We start from the raw sequence: 16,754 nt of genomic DNA on the forward strand, positions 1-16,754 counted from the left end.
ATCGGATAAGTCGTACACTGGTCGGTCCACCGCAGGCCGGTCGCCTCTCTGTGAAAAAGAGGCGGCCGGCCTGATCGTCCCTCAAGGAGGTGCGCCAGGATGACCAGCACGGTCCCCGCGCTCGGAACCCGTACGGCCGAAGGCTCCGCACTCCAGGCCGTACTCCTCGACATGGACGGAACCCTGGTGGACACCGAGGGCTTCTGGTGGGAGGTCGAGGTCGAGGTCTTCGCCGCCCTCGGACACCCCCTCGACGACTCCTGGCGCCATGTCGTGGTCGGCGGCCCCATGACCCGCAGCGCCGGCTTCCTGATCGAGGCCACCGGCGCCGACATCACCCTCGCCGAGCTGACCGTCCTGCTCAACGAGGGCTTCGAGGACCGCATCGGGCGGGCCCTGCCGCTGATGCCGGGCGCGGCCAGACTCCTGGCCGAGCTGTCGGAGTACGAGATCCCCACGGCCCTGGTCTCCGCCTCGCACCGGCGCATCATCGACCGTGTCCTGACCGCGCTCGGCCCCCAGCACTTCGCGCTGACGGTCGCCGGCGACGAGGTCGCGCGCACCAAGCCGTACCCCGACCCGTATCTGTTCGCCGCCGCCGGACTCGGCGTCGACCCGGCCCGCTGCGCGGTCGTCGAGGACACCGCGACCGGGGTCGCGGCGGCGGAGGCGGCGGGCTGTCTGGTGGTGGCCGTGCCGTCCGTGGCACCGATCGCCCCCGCCGCCCGGCGTACCGTCGTGACCTCTCTGGAAGTCGTGGACCTGGCATTTCTCCGGGGCCTGATGCCGGGCCGATGACGGACCGATGACGGAAATGCGCCACGCGTTCACCGAGCGTGCAAAGTTCAATGGGATCCCATTGGATCCAATGGGAGGGGAATTCCCTCCCGGTCGACCGGTCGAATTCCGTTGCGCTCCAACTGAGTTGAAGCATGTGAGGTTCCCCACGTGCCGGAGGGTCGACATCGTCGTCACTCTGTGCTGTTCACCCCATTTCTGAGGCCGATCACGCACCCTTGTGTCCCGATTGGTGAAACCCTGCACTAATCCTTCCCTCGGCGGGTTTTCGGTCCGTCCGCACCCGGTTCCGCTGCGTGATGGGAACCCAACTACGGTGACTGCGGACCCTCGTGCAGGTGCGGACTAATCTCAACGCGAGAACATCGCCCTTGCCCCCGTGATCGGCAACACCACCCCCTGTATGCCGGGTACACGGACTTCGAACAGTTCTGGAGAAACGCCCGCATGAACCGCAAGACTTTGGTGCTGCCGGCCGTTGTCGGCCTGCTCGCGCCGGTGCTCGCCGCGTGTGGCGGCAGCGGCAGCGGCAGTTCCAGCGACGATGCGATAGTCGTCGGCACCACGGACCGGTTCGAGGCGACGAAGGACGCTCCGGCGCCGCTCGACCCCGCCTACGCCTACGACGTCGGCACCTGGAACATCCTGCGCCAGACCGTGCAGACCCTGATGATCCAGCCCAAGGGCGAGGGCGACCCGGTGCCCGAGGCCGCCGAGAAGTGCGGCTTCACCGACACCGGCAACGAGCGCTACGCCTGCACCCTGCGCGACGGTCTGAAGTTCGCCAACGGCGACAAGATCACCGCGGAAGACGTGAAGTACTCCATCGACCGCGCGATGCGCATCAAGGCCGACAGCGGTGTGTTCGCCCTGCTGTCCACCGTCGACACCGTCGAGACCCAGGGCGACAGCGAGGTCATCTTCCACCTCAAGACGGCCGACGCCACCTTCCCGTACAAGCTGTCCACTCCCGTCGCCGGCATCGTGAACCCGGACGACTACCAGAAGGACAAGCTGCGCGACGGCTTCGAGGTGGACGGCTCCGGCCCGTACACCCTCTCCGTCGACCAGAAGAACGACGCGATCACGACCGCCACCTTCACCAAGAACCCCAATTACAAGGGGACTCTGAAGGTGAACAACAGCAAGGTCGAGATGCGCTCCTTCGCGGACGCCACCGCCATGGGCACCGCGCTCACCAAGGGTGACATCGACGTCATGACGCGCACCATGTCGCCGACGCAGATCCAGAAGCTCAGCGACGACACCGACGGCGACGTCGACCTCGTCGAGATGCCCGGCCTCGAAATCCGCTACCTGGCCTTCAACACCGATGCCGCGACCGTCAGGACGAAGGCCGTGCGCGAGGCGATGGCCCAGGTCATCGACCGCGGCGAACTCGTCTCCAAGGTCTACGGCACCGAGGCCGAGCCGCTCTACTCCCTGGTCCCGGCGACCATCACCGGTCACTCGAACTCGTTCTTCAACAAGTACGGCGACCCGAGTGTCACCAAGGCCAAGTCGCTGCTGTCCAAGGCGAACATCACCACCCCGGTGAAGCTCACCCTGCACTACACGACCGACCACTACGGCCCGGCCACCAAGGGCGAGTTCGAGCAGCTCCAGAAGCAGCTCAACGACAGCGGCCTGTTCGACGTCAGCATCAAGGGCACGCCCTGGTCGACGTTCCGCCAGGCCGAGCAGAAGGGCGAGTACGACGTCTACGGGATGGGCTGGTTCCCGGACTTCCCCGACGCCGACAACTACCTCGCCCCATTCCTCGACAAGGACAACACCCTCGGCTCGCCGTACGCCAACTCCGAGATCATCAGCACGCTGATCCCCGAGTCGCGCCGAGAGGCCGACCGGCTCGCCGCGTCCAAGAGCCTCACGACCATCCAGGACATCGTCGCCACCGACGTGCCGATGATCCCGCTGTGGCAGGGCAAGCAGTACGTCGCCGCCCGCGACGACATCACGGGCACCGCGTACGCGCTCAACTCCTCCTCGACCCTCCAGCTCTGGGAGCTGGGCCGAGGCGCGGGCAACTGACAGCCCCGTGTGCCCGGGGCCGTCGCGCCCCGGGTCTTCTCCAGCACCAAAGACAAGGCACCACGCAGTGAACAAGCTCCACCAGTGGCCAGTCCTGCCCATCGTGGCGGGGCTGGCCTCCGGCCTGTTGACCGGATGCGGCTCCCAGACGGGCGGCTCCTCGGACACCGGCTCCTCCATCGTCATGGGAATGTCCGACGACGTCCTGGCCACCGACCCCGCCTCCGGCTACGACCCCGGCTCCTGGCTGCTGTTCGACAACGTCTTCCAGTCGCTGCTCAGCTTCCCCAAGGGCGGCACCGAACCGCAGCCGGAGGCCGCCAAGGAGTGCTCCTTCACGGACTCCCGGGCCCAGGTCTACCGGTGCACCCTCAAGACCGGCCTGGAGTTCAGCAACGGCGATGCGCTCACCTCGAAGGACGTCAAGTTCTCCTTCGACCGCATGCTGAAGATCGACGACTCCGCCGGTCCCGCGATCATGTTCCCGATGCTCGACAAGGTCGAGACACCGGACGAGAAGACCGTCGTCTTCAGGCTCAACACCTCCGACGCCACCTTCCCGAGCAAGCTCGCCTCCGGCGCCGGCTCGATCGTCGACCACAGCCAGTACGACGCGGACGGCCTCCGCGAGGACGGCGAGGCGGTCGGCTCAGGACCGTACAAACTCGACTCCTACGGCGACGACGAGGCCGTCTTCTCCGTCAACGACCACTACAAGGGCACCGCCGAGGTCAAGAACTCCGGTGTCACCCTGAGGTTCTTCCACGGCGACCAGAGCGCCCTGAAGACGGCTCTCCTCGACAACAAGATCGACATCGCCTACCGCGGCCTGACCGCCACCGACATCTCGGACATCGAGAACTCCGACGCCAGTGATGGCGTCGAGGTCGTCGAGGGCAGCAGCGCCGAGGTCCAGCACCTCGTCTTCAACATGGACGACCCCGTCGCCGGACAACTCGGCGTCCGCAAGGCCATCGCCCACCTCCTCGACCGCGACGCCCTCATCCGGGACGTCTACAAGGACACGGCGACCCCGCTCTACTCGATCATCCCGGCCGGCATCGCCGGACACACCACGTCCTTCTTCGACACCTACGGCTCCCACCCCTCCAAGGCCGAGGCACAGGCCGCGCTGGAGGCCGCCGGCATCACCGGCAAGGTGAAACTCACCCTCTGGTCCACCCCTTCCCGCTACGGCCCCGCCACCGACCGGGAGTTGAAGGCCATCGCCGAACAACTCGACGCCAGCGGCCTGTTCGACGCCGACGTGAAGTCCGTGGCCTACGACCAGTACGAGAAGGACATCGCCAAGGGCAAGTACGGCGTCTACGTGAAGGGTTGGGTGCCGGACTACCCCGACGCCGACAACTTCACCGCCCCCTTCTTCGGCAAGGGCAACGTCCTGAGCAACAACTACACGAACAACACGATCACCGACACGCTCATCCCCAGGACCGCCGCCCAGCGCGACCGCGGTGCCACTGACGCCGACTACGACAAGCTCCAGGACATCGTCGCCGACCAACTGCCCGTCCTCCCGGTCTGGCAGGCCAAGCAGTACGCGGTCACCCGCGAGAACGTCTACGGCCTCGAATACTGCCTCGACGCCTCGACGGTGTTCCGCTTCTGGGAACTCAGCAAGGGCTGAACCCGCCCCGCACACACGGAGAGGGCGCCCCTGTCAGGAAGGAGCGCCCTCTCCGCACATATATGTCGTCCCTTACTGCGCGCCGGGACGCACCAGCCCGCTCTCGTACGCGTACACCGCGGCCTGCACCCGGTCACGCAGACCCAGCTTGGTCAGCACATGCCCCACGTGCGTCTTGACGGTGGTCTCGCTGACGAACAGATCGGCGGCGATCTCGGCGTTCGACAACCCGCGCGCCACCAGCTTCAACACCTCGACCTCACGCTCGGTCAGCGTGTGCAGGGCGTCCGGAACCGGCTCGTCACCCGACGGCAGATGACCGGCGTACTTGTCGAGCAGCCGCCGCGTGATGCTCGGCGCGAGCATGGCCTCGCCTGCGGCCACCACCCGGATCGCCTGCACCAACTCGTTCGCCGGAGCGTCCTTCAACAGAAAGCCACTGGCCCCCGCCCGCAACGCCTCCACCACGTACTCGTCCAGGTCGAAGGTCGTCAGCACCAGCACCTTCGCCGGCCCGTCCCGCCCGGGACCGGTGATCTGCCGGGTCGCCTCCACCCCGTCCATCCGCGGCATACGGATGTCCATCAGCACCACATCGGGCTGCAGAGCCCGCACCTGGTCAAGCGCCTGCAGCCCGTCACCGGCCTCACCGACGACCGCGAGATCCTGCTCGGCCTCCAGAATCATCCGGAACCCGGTGCGCAGCAGCGGCTGATCATCGACAAGTAGGACGCGGATGGCCACGTGAATCTCCTTCGCTAGCCCGGCCCCATTCTGCCCTGCGCGAGCCTGGTCGACTCGACCGGCCTGACGGGGTGGGGGAGGGGGACCGAGCCCGCGTCCTCACGGAACGCCACAAGGGCCGACGCCGCGCCAACCCGGAAGAGTCAGTCCGCCACCTGAGACACAGGCAGCGGATAAGGCGGAGGAGTCCCTCCGAACTCCGGGCACACCGCCTGGTGATCGCACCAACCGCACAGCTTCGTCGGGCGGGGACGCCACTCGCCCGTCTCCGTGGCCAGCCGGATCGCCTCCCACAGCGCCAGCAGCTTGCGCTCGACGCGCTCCAGGTCGGCGAGGTCGGGGTCGTACGTCAGCATGTCCCCGCTGCCGAGGTACACCAACTGGAGCCGCCGCGGGACGACCTGCTTCAACCGCCAGACCACCAGCGCGTAGAACTTCATCTGGAACAGCGCACCCTCGGCGTACTCCGGCCGGGGCGCCTTGCCCGTCTTGTAGTCGACGATCCGCACATCCCCGGTCGGCGCCACGTCGACCCGGTCGATGATCCCGCGCAGCTTCAGCCCCGAATCCAGCTCGGCCTCGACGAACATCTCCCGCTCGGCCGGCTCCAGCCGCGTCGGATCCTCAAGGGAGAACCAGCGCTCGACCAGCCGCTCCGCCTCCCCGAGCCAGCGCGCCAACCGCTCGCCCTCCGGATCATCGGCGAACAACTCCACGACCTCCGGCCGGGACTCCCGCAACCGGTCCCACTGCCCGGGGATCAGCGACTTCGCACGCGGCGCCGTACGCTCGGCCGCCGGCGCGTCGAAGAGCCGCTCAAGGACCGAGTGCACCAGAGTCCCCCGAGTCGCCGCCTCGCTGGGCTTCTCGGGCAGCCGGTCGATCACCCGGAACCGGTACAGCAACGGGCACTGCATGAAGTCACTGGCACGCGAGGGCGACAGCGACGCGGGCGCCATGGCGACACGCTCGACCACGCCCGCCGTCCCCGTCGCCACTGTCACTTCCGCGGCCGGCCCCGCCGCCGCGCCCTCGTCGCCGGACATCCCCGCGGCGCCCTCGGTACTCGTCTCCATGCCCACAGACCTTACGGCCCGCCACTGACAGTGACCCGATCCCGGCCGACGCACTCGCGACAGCCGGGGAAACACGGGGGGTGCCGGGGCGGAACGCGTCGCGACCGCCGCATACCATCGACCCGAGACCCCTCCGCCCGGTCGGCGCGGAGGACGCTTCGAACGAGGGGACACCGTGGACGAGAGCGGCGGGAGCGGGCAGCCGCGGTCCGGCACCAACGAGCCGACCGAGCACACCACGGGTGCCACGACCCCGGCCGCCGACCCCCGGACATCCGCCGAGGGAACCGGGGAAGCGAACACGTCGTCGGGTGAACGCGGGGACGCGGACAAGCCGACGGAGGAGCACGGGCTCACGAGCCCGTCATCCGCTCCCGCCCAGTCCGCGGACAACGGCAGCCCGGAGCCGGAGGAGACGGGCACGCCCTCCGCCCCCACCCACCTGAACGGCGAGCCGAAACCCGACAGCGGACCGGCGTCAGGTGACCACCCCAACCCTCACGACCCCCACGACCGAGCCCCCGACCGCCCCCACGCCCACAGCGAGGCCCACACCGACGCCAACCCCGGCATCGCCAAGGGACGCCCCCCGCAGCGCCCCAAGGAGCCCGGCGGCGGCCTGCTGATGGGTCGGCCCTTCGGAGTGCCCGTCTACGTGGCACCCAGTTGGTTCCTCGTCGCCGCGCTCATCACCTGGGTGTTCGGCGGGCAGCTCGACCGCGTGCTGCCCGAACTCGGCGCCGCCCGCTACCTCGTGGCCCTCTTCTTCGCCGTCGCCTTCTACGGCTCGGTCCTGGTGCACGAACTCGCCCACACCGTCGCCGCCCTCCGCTTCAAACTCCCGGTCCGCCGTATCCAGTTGCAGTTCTTCGGCGGCGTCTCCGAGATCGAGAAGGAGGCCGAGACCCCGGGCCGGGAGTTCGTGCTGGCCTTCGTCGGCCCGCTGCTCTCGCTGATCCTCTCCGGCATCTTCTACCTGGCCATGCAGCCCGTGGAGCCCGGCACGGTCCCCGGCGTGCTCCTGGCCGGCCTGATGGTCTCCAACCTGATCGTGGCCGCCTTCAACCTCCTGCCCGGCCTGCCCCTCGACGGCGGCCGTATGCTCCGCGCCGTCGTCTGGAAGATCACCGGCAGGCCCATGAGCGGCACCATCGCCGCCGCCTGGGTCGGCCGCGCCCTTGCCGTCTCCGTCCTCATCGGCCTCCCGCTGCTCACCCAGACCGGCGCCCTCGGAACCAACACCGAGGACATCAACGGCATGGACACCGTCACGGACGCCCTGCTGGCCGCGATCCTCGCCGCGATCATCTGGACCGGCGCCGGCAACAGCCTCCGTATGGCCCGACTGCGCGAACACCTCCCCGAACTGCGCGCCCGCAACCTCACCCGCCGCGCGGTACCGGTCGAGACCAACACCCCGCTCTCCGAGGCACTGCGCCGTGCCAACGCCGCCGGCGCCCGCGCCCTGGTCGTCGTCGACGCCGACGGCCAGCCCCTCTCCCTCGTCCGCGAGGCCGCCATCGTCGGCGTCCCCGAACACCGCCGCCCCTGGGTCTCCGTCAGCGGCCTCGCCCAGGACCTCACCGACGGCATGCGCGTCTCCGCGGAACTCGCCGGGGAGGACCTCCTCGACGCCCTGCGCGCCACCCCCGCCACCGAATACCTCGTGGTCGAGGAGACCGGCGAGATCTACGGCGTCCTGTCCGCCGCCGACGTCGAGCGGGCCTTCGTGAAGGCCATGGCCCGCCCCAACTGAGGCACACGCGCGTGGTCGGCGGCCCCCGCAAACGCCGGTAGGGTGTTCACATGTCCGAACCGACCGGTGCCGCCCGCAGGCGCGGGCCCTTCAAGGTCGGGGACCAGGTTCAGCTGACCGACCCCAAGGGCCGCCACTACACGTTCACGCTCGAAGCGGGGAAGAACTTCCACACCCACAAGGGTTCCTTCCCGCACGACGAGCTGATCGGCGCACCCGAGGGCAGCGTTGTCCGCACCACCGGAAACGTCGCCTACCTCGCGCTGCGCCCCCTGCTCCCCGACTACGTCCTGTCCATGCCCCGCGGCGCCGCCGTGGTCTACCCCAAGGACGCGGGGCAGATCCTGTCCTTCGCGGACATCTTCCCCGGCGCACGCGTCGTGGAAGCGGGCGTCGGCTCCGGCTCGCTCAGCAGCTTCCTGCTGCGCGCCATCGGCGACCAGGGCATGCTGCACTCCTACGAGCGCCGCGAGGACTTCGCCGAGATCGCCCAGCAGAACGTGGAGCGCTATTTCGGCGGCCCGCACCCCGCCTGGCAGCTCACCGTCGGCGACCTCCAGGACAACCTCTCCGACACGGACGTCGACCGCGTCATCCTGGACATGCTCGCCCCCTGGGAGTGCCTGGAGGCCGTCTCCAAGGCGCTCGTGCCCGGCGGCATCCTCTGCTGCTACGTCGCGACCACCACCCAGCTCGCGCGGACCGTCGAGTCCATCCGCGAGATCGGCTCCTTCAACGAGCCGACCGCCTGGGAGACGATGCTGCGCAACTGGCACGTCGAGGGCCTGGCCGTCCGCCCCGACCACCGGATGATCGGCCACACCGGCTTCCTCCTCACCGCCCGCCGCCTCGCGGACGGCGTCGAGCCCCCCATGCGCCGCCGCCGCCCCGCCAAGGGCGCCTACGGCGACGACTACACCGGCCCCAACGCCGAAGGCGGCGCCGCCGGCCGCTGAGCCCGCCCCCTGGCGGCCGTGTGCCGCACTCAACGCACGAACGCCGTGGCCGAGTTCCCGGAAGTCCTCCGGAACTCGGCCACGGCGTCCTGCTTCTGACACACCACCACCGCGGCACCACCGCCACCGTCGGACTGCACGCGACCGTGCGACCCCGCGAACGAACTGTCGACCCCGCCGTTCCCCCGCACCGTGCCGTGTGGCACCATGCAGGCCACCCCCACCGGCACAGCCCTCACAGGAGACACTCCTAGTGCAGCACTCCGCCGTCCCGGAACTGGAACTGGCACACACGAACACCCGGCCCATCCACTGGGTCGCCACCGCCACGGCTCTCGCCGGCGTCGTCGCGCTCTCCTCGGTCCTGCAGCCCGACTCCGCCCGCGCTGCCCAGGCCTCGGGCCCGCAGACGAAGTCCGCGCCCACCACCGCCTCCGCGCCCGCGACCACGGGCGTCGACTTCCCCATCGAATGCGGCCCCCTGAAGGCCATCGTGCAGAAGAAGGCCACCGGAGACCTCGACGGCGACGGCAGGCCCGAGACCGTTGCCGTCGTCCACTGCGACGCAGGCATGGGCACCCCGCCCGACGGCGTCTACGTCCTCACCCAGGCGGCCGACGCCGACACCCCGCGCGTGGTCGCCACCCTGGTCGCCCCGAAGGCCCGGGAGACCGTCACCGACTTCTCCATACGCGACGGCGCGGTCCTCGCGACCCTCCTCGGCTACTCCACCGAGGACGTGCCCAGTTGCTGCCCCGACGTCAAGGAAACCGCCAAGTGGCAGTGGCACAACGGCGCGTTCGTCCGCTCCACCCCCGGCAACGCCCAGAGCGTCTGACGACCCGCTGATCCTCAGGCCGCGTCGGGCCCGTACACCTCGACCCGGTCCGCGACCCGGCGCACATGAATGCAGTCACCGGGGCACTCCTTGGCGGAGTCCACGACATCGGCCAACAAGGGCAGCGGGACCGGCGTGGTGGCGCCCTTGTCCTGCAACAGCTCGTCGTCCGGGCTCTTCACATAGGCCAGACCGTCGATGTCCAGCTCGAAGACCTCGGGGGCGTACTGGGCGCAGATGCCGTCGCCGGTACAGAGGTCCTGATCGATCCAGACCTCCAGCGCCCCGCCGTCGGCCGCGGCCTCGTCCTGCACGGTGATGTCTCCTGATTCCGCCGGGTGTTGAACACCTTCGACCCTACCTCCGCCCGCCCGAGCGGCCTTTCTCCGCGATCTCAGGTTTCACGCCACGACATGACGGACACTGTCCGCATGGACACTCTCCGTCAGGAGCGCCATGGCGGGTTTCCGCCGGGTCCCGAACCCACCCACACGGCAACTCACGTCCGCCGTGAAGGGATTCGACCGACCCGGCCTCGGAACAGTCGGCTTCTGAATCACGTTGAGTGGGTATCCACACGGCGTGAGGGAGAGCGCAGGGTGACCGACGACACACCTTGACAGTCTTTGTGATCTAGGGGTTTCAATCGACACCCACCCAGGTAGGGTCTGGAAGCGTCCAGCTCCCCTTGGAGGAGGTGAGGACCGTGGCAGCCCACGACGACGACATGAACCGCGGCATCCGCCCGGGACGAGGGTCCGACGACCCGTCCGGGCAGATTGCCTACCTTGAGCAGGAGATCGCCGTCCTGCGACGTAAGCTCGCCGACTCTCCGCGACACACGAGGATTCTCGAAGAGCGGATCGTCGAGCTGCAGACCAATCTGGCCGGAGTGTCCGCCCAGAACGAGCGACTCGCCAACACGCTCCGTGAGGCCCGCGACCAGATCGTGGCCCTCAAGGAAGAAGTCGACCGGCTCGCACAGCCACCGGCCGGCTTCGGCGTCTTCCTCGTGGCCAACGAGGACGGCACCGCGGACATCTTCACCGGCGGTCGCAAACTACGGGTGAACGTCAGCCCGAGCGTGGAACTCGAAGAGCTCCGCCGCGGCCAGGAAGTAATGCTCAACGAAGCGCTCAACGTGGTCGAGGCCATGGAGTACGAGAGCGTCGGCGACATCGTCACCCTCAAGGAGATCCTGGAGGACGGCGAACGCGCCCTCGTGGTGGGGCACACCGACGAGGAGCGGGTGGTGCGGCTCGCCGAGCCCCTGCTGGACATCACCATCCGCCCCGGCGACGCCCTGCTGCTCGAACCCCGTTCCGGCTACGTCTACGAGATCGTTCCGAAGAGCGAGGTCGAGGAACTCGTCCTCGAAGAGGTCCCCGACATCGGCTACGAGCAGATCGGCGGTCTGGGCGGCCAGATCGAGATGATCCGCGACGCGGTCGAACTGCCGTACCTCTACCCCGACCTCTTCAAGGAGCACGAACTGCGGCCGCCCAAGGGCGTCCTGCTGTACGGGCCCCCCGGATGCGGAAAGACGCTCATCGCCAAGGCCGTCGCCAACTCGCTGGCCAAAAAGGTCGCCGAAGTCACCGGACAGGCCACCGGCAAGAGCTTCTTCCTCAACATCAAGGGCCCCGAACTCCTCAACAAGTACGTCGGCGAGACCGAGCGGCAGATCCGCCTCGTCTTCCAGCGTGCTCGTGAAAAGGCCAGCGAGGGCACACCCGTCATCGTCTTCTTCGACGAGATGGAATCCCTCTTCCGCACCCGCGGATCCGGCGTCAGCTCGGACGTGGAGAACACCATCGTCCCCCAGCTCCTCGCCGAGATCGACGGTGTCGAAGGCCTGCAGAACGTGGTCGTCATCGGCGCCTCGAACCGCGAGGACATGATCGACCCCGCCATCCTGCGCCCCGGCCGCCTGGACGTGAAGATCAAGATCGAGCGTCCCGACGCCGAGGCCGCCAAGGACATCTTCGGCAAGTACCTCACCGAACGCCTCCCGCTCCACCCCGACGACGTCGGCGAGCACAGCGGAGACAAGACCACCACCGTCCAGAGCATGATCCAGACGGCAGTGGAACACATGTACACGGAATCCGAGGAGAACCGCTTCCTGGAGGTCACCTACGCCAACGGTGACAAGGAAGTCCTCTACTTCAAGGACTTCAACTCCGGCGCCATGATCGAGAACATCGTGGGCCGGGCCAAGAAGATGGCCATCAAGGACTTCCTCGACCACAAGCAGAAGGGCATCCGCGTCTCCCACCTCCTCCAGGCCTGCGTGGACGAATTCAAGGAGAACGAGGACCTGCCCAACACCACCAACCCCGACGACTGGGCCCGGATCTCCGGAAAGAAGGGCGAACGGATCGTCTACATCCGTACGCTCATCACCGGAAAGCAGGGCGCCGACACCGGACGCTCCATCGACACGGTGGCGAACACCGGTCAGTACCTGTAAAAAACAGGGCGGCTGCGGGTGCCCACGGCGGGTACCCGCAGCCGACTGCTTTTCAGGCCATGACCGCAACAAGGGGCGCGCGAGGCAATGACGCAAATGATCTCCCCACCAGCGCAAAGCCGTTCTAGGCTCTTCGGTACCGCCGAGTCGCGCAGTGCGGGGACGGGCACCGCACACGCACCGGAGCGCCAGCGGTACTTGAGCGGCGCCCCCGACCGAGGGCGCCGCCGGGCAAGGAGGGCCGCATGACCGTACGGCGAGTAATGGGCATCGAGACGGAGTACGGGATCTCCGTCCCCGGCCACCCCAACGCCAATGCCATGCTCACCTCGTCCCAGATCGTCAACGCCTACGCGGCGGCGATGCACCGGGCCCGGCGGGCCCGCTGGGACTTCGAGGAGGAGAACCCGCTGCGGGACGCGCGAGGCTTCGACCTCGCCCGGGAGGCCGCCGACTCCAGCCAGCTCACCGACGAGGACATCGGCCTCGCCAATGTCATCCTCACCAACGGCGCACGGCTCTACGTCGACCACGCACACCCGGAGTACAGCTCCCCGGAAGTCACCAACCCCATGGACGCCGTCCTGTGGGACAAGGCCGGCGAGCGCATCATGGCCGAGGCCGCCGAGCGCGCCGCCCAACTCCCGGGCGCCCAGCCGATCCACCTCTACAAGAACAACACCGACAACAAGGGCGCCTCCTACGGCACGCACGAGAACTACCTGATGAAGCGGGAGACCCCCTTCTCGGACATCGTGCGCCACCTGACCCCCTTCTTCGTCTCCCGCCAGGTCGTCACCGGAGCCGGCCGCGTCGGCATCGGCCAGGACGGACACGAACACGGCTTCCAGCTCAGCCAGCGCGCCGACTACTTCGAGGTCGAGGTCGGCCTGGAGACCACCCTCAAGCGTCCGATCATCAACACCCGCGACGAACCGCACGCGGACGCCGAGAAGTACCGCCGCCTGCACGTGATCATCGGCGACGCGAACCTCTCCGAGATCTCGACCTACCTCAAGCTGGGCACCACGGCCCTCGTCCTCTCCATGATCGAGGACGGCTTCATCGCGGTCGACCTCGCAGTGGACCAACCGGTCCGCACCCTTCACCAGGTCTCCCACGACCCCACCCTCAAGCGCCTGGTCACCCTCCGCAGCGGCCGGACCCTCACCGCGGTCCAGCTCCAGATGGAGTACTTCGAGCTCTCCCGCAAATACGTCGAGGAACGCTACGGCTCCGACGCCGACGACCAGACCAAGGACGTCCTGGTCCGCTGGGAGGACACGCTCAACCGCCTGGAGAACGACCCGATGAGCCTGGCCGGCGAACTGGACTGGGTCGCCAAACGGGAGCTCATGGAGGGCTACCGGCGCCGCGACAGCCTCGACTGGGACGCGGCCCGGCTGCACCTCGTCGACCTCCAGTACGCGGACGTACGGGCCGAGAAGGGCCTCTACAACCGTCTGGTGGCCCGCGGCCGCATCAAGCGCCTGCTGGACGAGGACACGGTCGAGAGGGCCCGTACGACCCCGCCGGAGGACACCCGCGCGTACTTCCGCGGCCGCTGCCTGGAGCAGTACGCCGACGACGTCGCCGCGGCCTCCTGGGACTCCGTGATCTTCGACCTCCCGGGCCGGGACTCGCTCCAGCGCGTCCCAACCCTGGAACCGCTTCGCGGAACGCGTAATCACGTCAAGGAGCTCCTCGACCGCTGTCGTACTGCGGAAGACCTGGTCAGGGTCCTGTCGGGCGGCTGAGCGGGCCCTCAGGTCCGGGCTGCCCGGCAGGGTGGAATGTCCGGTGGCCGGGAATCATCGAGGTGGCCGCCGTACGTTGTAGTAACTGCGGGGCCGATGTCAGTCCCTGCAAGTAGGGTCTGATCAAGAACGTCGAACCGAGCGGGGTGAGGGTTATGGCGACCAAGGACACCGGCGGCGGACAGCAGAAGGCGACGCGCTCCACGGAGGAGGTCGAGCAGCAGGCGGAAGAAGCGCAGGCGACCGACGATCTCAAGGAGCGCCACGAGAAGCTGAGCGACGATGTCGACTCGGTTTTGGACGAGATCGACGACGTACTCGAGGAGAATGCCGAGGACTTCGTTCGTTCATTTGTGCAAAAAGGCGGGCAATAACGGGCATGTCGGACCCGCTTGAGGTGAAGCGGTGTACCGGATGTGAGCGGGATCTGCCCGTTGCTTCATTCGCTACCGACAGGAACCGGCGTGACGGGCTGCAAGTGCGCTGTCGGGGGTGCGTGGCGGAATATTCTGCTGCGCACTACCGGCGACGCAGGGAAGCGCTCGGTAAGACGGTGCGTGAGCAGGCGGACATCCCGGCGGGGCATAAGCAGTGCCGGACCTGCGGGGAAGTGAAGCCGCACAGCGAGTGGCACCGAAATTCGTCGGCGTCGGACGGCCTGTCCACACGGTGCAAGGCGTGCAGGGCCGTCAAGGGGCGTGAGGATCATCTGAAGCGCAACTACGGCCTCACCGAAGCCGAGCGCGACGAGATGGTCGCCTCTCAGATGGGGCTCTGCGTGATCTGTTTGAAAGCCCCGGCCGTTCATGTGGATCACTGCCATGAGACGGGTAGGGTCCGAGGCGTACTGTGCTTCAACTGCAATTCGGCCATCGGCAAGTTGGGAGACGATCCCGACGCTGTCCGTCGGGCTGCCGCTTACTTGGAGGGAACGTCGTGGAAGCCAACCCTCGTAGCACCGGGCGTCTACCAGCTGCCTTCCTGACGCCTGGGTCGTCGTCCTTCATGGATTTTCTCTCCGATCATCAGCCGGAGATGCTCCCGGGCAACCGGCAACTGCCGCCCACCCAGGGCGTCATCGAGGCCCCGCACGGCACGACGATCGTCGCCGTCACGTTCCCCGGTGGCGTGGTGCTCGCCGGTGACCGGCGGGCCACCATGGGCAATGTCATCGCGCAGCGGGACATCGAGAAGGTGTTCCCGGCGGACGAGTACTCGGCCGTCGGTATCGCCGGCACCGCCGGTCTCGCCGTCGAGATGGTCAAGCTCTTCCAGTTGGAGCTGGAGCACTTCGAGAAGGTCGAAGGCGCCCAGCTCTCCCTGGAGGGCAAGGCGAACCGGCTGTCCACGATGATCCGATCCAACCTCGGCATGGCCATGCAGGGCCTGGCCGTGGTCCCGCTCTTCGCCGGGTTCGACGTGGACCGCGGCATCGGTCGCATCTTCTCGTACGACGTGACGGGCGGCCGTTCCCAGGAGCTCGGCTACGCGGCCACCGGCTCCGGTTCGGTCTTCGCTCGCGGTGCGATGAAGAAGCTCTTCCACGACCAGCTGACCGAGGACGAGGCCACGACCCTGGTGGTCCAGGCCCTCTACGACGCGGCCGACGACGACTCGGCGACCGGTGGTCCCGATGTCGCCCGCCGGATCTACCCGATCGTCACCGTGATCACCGAGGACGGTTTCCGCCGCCTCACCGATGACGAGTCCTCCGAGATCGCCCGCTCGATCCTGGAGCGGCGACTGCAGCAGCCCGACGGCCCGCGCGCCGCGCTGCTCTGATCGACGGCCCGTTCTCATCAAGGTGATCCAGTGACTTCGACGGAACTTTAAAGAGAGGGACGGATACCGGTGTCGACGCCGTTCTATGTCTCACCCCAGCAGGCGATGGCCGATCGGGCGGAGTACGCCCGCAAGGGCATCGCCCGTGGCCGCAGCCTGGTCGTGCTGCAGTTCGCCGACGGCATTGTCTTCGTCGGCGAGAACCCCTCCCGTGCGCTGCACAAGTTCAGCGAGATCTATGACCGGATCGGGTTCGCGGCCGCCGGAAAGTACAACGAGTACGAGAACCTGCGGATCGGCGGTGTGAGGTACGCCGACATGCGCGGTTACACCTACGACCGCGCGGATGTGACCGCCCGTGGTCTCGCCAACGTCTATGCCCAGACGCTCGGCACGATCTTCTCCAGCGCGGCCGAGAAGCCGTACGAGGTGGAGCTGGTTGTCGCGGAGGTCGGGGAGACGCCCGACGGTGACCAGATCTACCGGCTGCCGCACGACGGTTCGATCGTGGACGAGCACGGCTCGGTCGCGGTGGGCGGCAACGCGGAGACGATCAGCAGTTATCTGGACCAGCGGCACCGTGACGGTATGACCCTCGCGGAGGCGCTCAAGCTGGCCGTGCAGTCCTTGTCGCGCGATACGAACGGCACTGAGCGGGAGATCCCCGCGGAGCGCCTGGAGGTCGCGGTGCTGGACCGTACGCGTCCGCAGGCCCGTAAGTTCAAGCGGATCGTCGGCCGTCAGCTCGCCCGTCTGCTGGAGGGCGAGAGCGCGGACACCTCGTCGGACGGTGACGAGTCCGACGACGAGAAGTGAGTCGGCCTGGATCAGGTCTTTCGTGTGCCCCGGCCGGTCATCGGCCGGGGCACACGGC

General features: G+C 68.0%; 15 protein-coding genes. 12 read left to right on the forward strand and 3 right to left on the reverse strand.

Annotated elements, in window-relative coordinates; genetic code table 11:
• Positions 1-99 precede the first annotated feature (99 nt).
• The 3 genes from AB0M63_RS32475 (at position 100) to AB0M63_RS32485 (ending at position 4,498) form a co-directional block, all read left to right on the forward strand.
• On the forward strand, positions 100-798 hold the full coding sequence (locus AB0M63_RS32475) for an HAD family phosphatase (RefSeq protein ID WP_355906476.1): 699 nt from the start codon (positions 100-102) through the stop codon (positions 796-798).
• Positions 799-1,245: 447 nt separating this feature from the next.
• On the forward strand, positions 1,246-2,850 hold the full coding sequence (locus AB0M63_RS32480; protein WP_366021896.1) for an ABC transporter substrate-binding protein: 1,605 nt from the start codon (positions 1,246-1,248) through the stop codon (positions 2,848-2,850).
• A 67-nt stretch (positions 2,851-2,917) separates the two neighbouring features.
• Positions 2,918-4,498 (forward strand): ABC transporter substrate-binding protein, encoded by a 1,581-nt coding sequence (locus tag AB0M63_RS32485; protein WP_366021897.1) that lies wholly within the window; start codon positions 2,918-2,920, stop codon positions 4,496-4,498.
• A 72-nt stretch (positions 4,499-4,570) separates the two neighbouring features.
• On the opposite strand, the gene AB0M63_RS32490 is transcribed toward AB0M63_RS32485, so the two are convergent.
• Together AB0M63_RS32490 and AB0M63_RS32495 are read right to left on the reverse strand one after the other, a co-directional pair.
• Entirely contained in the window at positions 4,571-5,242 is a 672-nt protein-coding gene (locus AB0M63_RS32490) for a response regulator transcription factor (protein WP_019066105.1), read from the reverse strand.
• Between the two features lie 143 nt (positions 5,243-5,385).
• Positions 5,386-6,318: a PD-(D/E)XK nuclease family protein gene (locus AB0M63_RS32495; RefSeq protein WP_355906487.1), complete on the reverse strand. Its 933-nt coding sequence runs from the start codon at positions 6,316-6,318 to the stop codon at positions 5,386-5,388.
• 175 nt (positions 6,319-6,493) lie between these two features.
• On the opposite strand from AB0M63_RS32495, the gene AB0M63_RS32500 reads away from it, so the two are divergent.
• From AB0M63_RS32500 to AB0M63_RS32510, 3 genes are all read left to right on the forward strand, one after another.
• Positions 6,494-8,074 (forward strand): site-2 protease family protein, encoded by a 1,581-nt coding sequence (locus tag AB0M63_RS32500; RefSeq protein ID WP_366021898.1) that lies wholly within the window; start codon positions 6,494-6,496, stop codon positions 8,072-8,074.
• A 50-nt stretch (positions 8,075-8,124) separates the two neighbouring features.
• Positions 8,125-9,030, forward strand: a complete 906-nt coding sequence (locus tag AB0M63_RS32505; RefSeq protein WP_355906493.1) for a tRNA (adenine-N1)-methyltransferase — start codon at positions 8,125-8,127, stop codon at positions 9,028-9,030.
• 253 nt (positions 9,031-9,283) lie between these two features.
• Positions 9,284-9,868, forward strand: a complete 585-nt coding sequence (locus AB0M63_RS32510) for a hypothetical protein (protein WP_366021899.1) — start codon at positions 9,284-9,286, stop codon at positions 9,866-9,868.
• 14 nt (positions 9,869-9,882) lie between these two features.
• Here the strand turns inward: AB0M63_RS32510 and AB0M63_RS32515 are convergent, their stop codons facing one another.
• The gene (locus AB0M63_RS32515) at positions 9,883-10,188 is read right to left on the reverse strand and encodes a ferredoxin (protein WP_366021991.1); all 306 of its coding nucleotides are present in this window, start codon (positions 10,186-10,188) and stop codon (positions 9,883-9,885) included.
• 386 nt (positions 10,189-10,574) lie between these two features.
• Between AB0M63_RS32515 and arc the strand changes: the two genes are divergently transcribed.
• The 6 genes from arc to prcA all read left to right on the forward strand — a co-directional run bounded on the left by arc (position 10,575) and on the right by prcA (position 16,696).
• A complete protein-coding gene (gene arc / locus AB0M63_RS32520; protein ID WP_355906499.1) occupies positions 10,575-12,341 on the forward strand; it encodes a proteasome ATPase in 1,767 nt (588 codons plus the stop codon).
• Positions 12,342-12,586: 245 nt separating this feature from the next.
• Positions 12,587-14,098, forward strand: coding sequence for a depupylase/deamidase Dop (dop, locus tag AB0M63_RS32525; RefSeq protein WP_355906502.1), 1,512 nt, complete (start codon positions 12,587-12,589; stop codon positions 14,096-14,098).
• 155 nt (positions 14,099-14,253) lie between these two features.
• The gene (locus AB0M63_RS32530; protein WP_200680184.1) at positions 14,254-14,472 is read left to right on the forward strand and encodes a ubiquitin-like protein Pup; all 219 of its coding nucleotides are present in this window, start codon (positions 14,254-14,256) and stop codon (positions 14,470-14,472) included.
• A gap of 5 nt (positions 14,473-14,477) precedes the next feature.
• A complete protein-coding gene (locus AB0M63_RS32535; RefSeq protein WP_366021900.1) occupies positions 14,478-15,083 on the forward strand; it encodes an endonuclease VII domain-containing protein in 606 nt (201 codons plus the stop codon).
• A complete protein-coding gene (prcB, locus tag AB0M63_RS32540; protein ID WP_355906507.1) occupies positions 15,035-15,880 on the forward strand; it encodes a proteasome subunit beta in 846 nt (281 codons plus the stop codon). The genes AB0M63_RS32535 and prcB overlap by 49 nt, the downstream gene beginning before the upstream one ends.
• A 69-nt stretch (positions 15,881-15,949) precedes the next feature.
• A complete protein-coding gene (gene prcA / locus AB0M63_RS32545) occupies positions 15,950-16,696 on the forward strand; it encodes a proteasome subunit alpha (protein ID WP_355906510.1) in 747 nt (248 codons plus the stop codon).
• Positions 16,697-16,754: the final 58 nt, after the last annotated feature.

This window comes from Streptomyces sp. NPDC051576 (genome assembly GCF_040681835.1).
Lineage (GTDB): Bacteria > Actinomycetota > Actinomycetes > Streptomycetales > Streptomycetaceae > Streptomyces.

Coding starts and splice junctions, on each gene's coding strand:
- AB0M63_RS32475 (WP_355906476.1), top strand. CDS start 100: ATGACCAGCACGGTCCCCGCGCTCGGAACCCGTACGGCCGAAGGCTCC.
- AB0M63_RS32495 (WP_355906487.1), bottom strand. CDS start 6,318: ATGGAGACGAGTACCGAGGGCGCCGCGGGGATGTCCGGCGACGAGGGC.
- AB0M63_RS32535 (WP_366021900.1), top strand. CDS start 14,478: ATGTCGGACCCGCTTGAGGTGAAGCGGTGTACCGGATGTGAGCGGGAT.
- AB0M63_RS32480 (WP_366021896.1), top strand. CDS start 1,246: ATGAACCGCAAGACTTTGGTGCTGCCGGCCGTTGTCGGCCTGCTCGCG.
- AB0M63_RS32530 (WP_200680184.1), top strand. CDS start 14,254: ATGGCGACCAAGGACACCGGCGGCGGACAGCAGAAGGCGACGCGCTCC.
- AB0M63_RS32505 (WP_355906493.1), top strand. CDS start 8,125: ATGTCCGAACCGACCGGTGCCGCCCGCAGGCGCGGGCCCTTCAAGGTC.
- dop (WP_355906502.1), top strand. CDS start 12,587: ATGACCGTACGGCGAGTAATGGGCATCGAGACGGAGTACGGGATCTCC.